The 342-nt window shown below is 62.0% G+C and carries 1 protein-coding gene; it reads left to right on the plus strand.

Features of this window, described 5'->3' with window-relative positions; genetic code table 11:
• Positions 1-342: zinc ribbon domain-containing protein (locus HWX07_RS36810; protein ID WP_175879495.1), on the plus strand; the 342-nt coding region annotated here is incomplete at both ends.

The following is a 342-nucleotide window of genomic DNA, read 5'->3' on the forward strand; positions in this document are numbered from 1 at the left end:
GCGAAAGCGCAGCGGGCGCGAAAGCACAAGCGGCATATCGCGAAGCTGCACGCCAAGGTGGCGAACGCCCGTGGCGATTTCCAACACAAGCTCGCGCTCGATCTGGTGCGGCGCTTCGATTACATCGCTGTCGGCAACGTGTCGGCCGCAAAACTCGCCAGAACCAGGATGGCGAAGAGCGTCTACGACGCGTCCTGGTCGTCCTTCCGAAACAAGCTCCGCTACAAAGCGATCGCGCACGGGGCTACGTTCGAGGAAGTCGACGAAAGCGGTTCGACCCAGTCCTGTTCGTCGTGCGGATCGAAAGACAGCACGACGCGGCCGAAAGGTATCGCGGGACTG

Source organism: Burkholderia sp. BCC0097 (assembly GCF_902832985.1).
GTDB classification, from domain to species: domain Bacteria; phylum Pseudomonadota; class Gammaproteobacteria; order Burkholderiales; family Burkholderiaceae; genus Burkholderia; species Burkholderia orbicola.